The sequence below is a fragment of the Methylocella tundrae genome, from assembly GCF_901905185.1.
GTDB classification, from domain to species: Bacteria; Pseudomonadota; Alphaproteobacteria; order Rhizobiales; family Beijerinckiaceae; genus Methylocapsa; species Methylocapsa tundrae.
Genome location: NZ_CABFMQ020000113.1, coordinates 1 through 2,414 on the forward strand (window position 1 = coordinate 1; position 2,414 = coordinate 2,414).

The 2,414-nt window shown below is 64.6% G+C and carries 1 protein-coding gene; it reads right to left on the reverse strand.

All coding sequences use genetic code 11. From position 1 onward, the window contains the following. Window positions 1-2,414, reverse strand: a 2,414-nt coding sequence (gene ppsA, locus MPC4_RS17195) for a phosphoenolpyruvate synthase (protein ID WP_174513603.1), incomplete at both ends; no start/stop codon positions are given.

Consider the following 2,414-nt stretch of genomic DNA (forward strand, 5'->3'; position numbering starts at 1 on the left):
CGCGCCGCGGCCGCCGCGCGTTCCGCATCCGCCACCACCTTCAGCGCGCCGATCAGGCTGGATGGATTGACGCTTATGGAATCAATTCCCCAGCCGACCAGAGCGGCGGCGATCTCGGGATAGTTTGCAGGCGCCTCGCCGCAGATGCCGACATGGCGCCCGTTACGCTTCGCGCCTGTGACGGCGAGACGCAGCATCTCCAGCATGCCGGGATCGCGCTCGTCGAAATCGAAGGCGACGATCTCGGAGTCCCGGTCGACGCCCAGGGTGAGCTGCGTCAAATCATTGGAGCCGATGGAAAAGCCGTCGAACAGCTCGGCGAAGGCGTCGATGCGGATGACATTATTGGGGATCTCGCACATGACGAAGACCTCGAGCCCGTTCTCGCCGCGCTTCAGCCCATTGCGCTCCAATGCCGCCAGCACCCGTCTGGCTTCCTCCTCGCGCCGGACGAAAGGCGCCATGACCTTGAGATTTGTGAGGCCCATTCCCTCGCGCACGCGGCGCAAGGCCGCGCATTCAAGAGCAAAGCCCGCGGCATAGGCCGGATGATCGTAGCGGGAGGCGCCTCGAAAGCCGAGCATCGGATTGTCTTCCTTCGGCTCAAAGCCGGCGCCGCCGATCAGCCCGGCGTATTCATTCGTCTTGAAGTCTGAGAGGCGGACAATCACGGGGCGGGGATAAAAGGCCGCAGCGATGGTCCCGACGCCCTCGGAGAGGCGTTCGATGAAGAAATCGGCCGGCCGTGGATAACCCCGGACGGCGCGCGCGATCGCAGCCCTGGCCTTGGCCGACACGACCTTGGCCGGCTCGGCAAGCGCCATAGGGTGGATCCCGATGTGCTGCTGGATGATGAATTCCATACGCGCCAGACCGACGCCGGCCGATGGCAGTTCGGCCGCGCGGAAGGCGAGATCCGGATCGCCCAGATTGACCATGACCTCTGTCTTGGGCGTCGGCAGGTCCTTGAAGTCGATAACCGAGGCCTCGAAAGGAATGGCGCCCGCATAGACCCGCCCGACGTCGCCTTCCGCGCAGGATACTGTCACGGTCGCGCCCGTCTTGAGCTTCAAGGTCGCATCGCCCGTTCCGACCACGGCCGGGACGCCGGCCTCGCGCGCCACGATCGCCGCATGGCAGGTGCGCCCGCCGCGGTTGGTGACGATGGCGGCGGCGGTCTTCATTACCGTCTGCCAGTCGGGCCTCGTGGTTTCCGCCACCAGAATCTCGCCAGGGCGGAAGGCGTCGAGATCCTCAACGCTGGAGACGACGCGGGCGATGCCGGTCGCGATTTTCTCGCCGACCGCGCGGCCGGTGACAATGACCGGCCCCGACCCCTTGATCGCATAAGTCTGCAGAATATTGGCGGCGCGGCGCGAGGCCACCGTCTCCGGCCGGGCCTGAACGATATAGAGTTCGCCGGTCTTGCCGTCTTTCGCCCATTCGATATCCATGGGCATAGGCCGGCCGGCTTTCAGCGAATAGTGATCCTCGATCGCGATCGCATAGCCGGTGAGGGCGAGCACGTCCTCATCGGAAATGCAGAAACGCTCCCGCTCCGCCTTCGACGTCGGCTTGTTTCTGGTTCTCGCGCCCGCGCCGGCGCTTTCCGCATAGATCATCCTGAGCTGCTTCGCGCCCATCCTGCGCGCGAGCACCGTCCGAAATCCTTTCTTGAAGGTCGGCTTGTGCACATAAAACTCATCCGGGTCGATGCTGCCCTGGACGATATTCTCACCGAGGCCATAGCCGCCGGTGACGAAGACCACATCGCGGAATCCGGTCTCGGTGTCGAGGGTGAAGATCACGCCGCTCGAGCCGACATCCGAACGCACCATTTTGATCACGGCGACGGACAGGGCGACCTTGAAATGATCGAAGCCATTGTCGAGGCGATAGGTGATGGCGCGGTCGGTGAAGATCGAGGCGAAGCACTGCCGGCAGGCCTCGACCGCGGCGGCCTCGCCGCTCACATTCAGATAGCTCTCATGCTGACCGGCAAAGCTCGCCGTCGGCAGATCCTCGGCCGTCGCCGAACTGCGCACCGCGACGGAGAGGCTCCCGCCGCATCTTTTCTTCAACTCCCGGTAGGCGGCGACGATCTGACGGCGAAGCTCTTCGCCTCCAGTCGCTACGTAGACGATCCGGCGCGCCTCGGCCGCCTTTTCCGACAAAAGATCGACGTCGCTTACGTCCAGCCCGTCGAGCAGGCGATGCAATGGCGCAGAGGCGCCCGCCGCCGTGAGGGCGTCGCGGTAAGCCTCAGCGGTGACGGCGAAGCCCGGCGGAACCTTGACGCCCTGGCCTGAAAGCCCCGAGCAGAGTTCGCCGAGAGAGGCCGTTTTGCCGCCAACGATGGCGACATCGGCGCCGCTGAGGTCTTCAAACCAGCGGATGTAGTTTGAGCTGGTCAT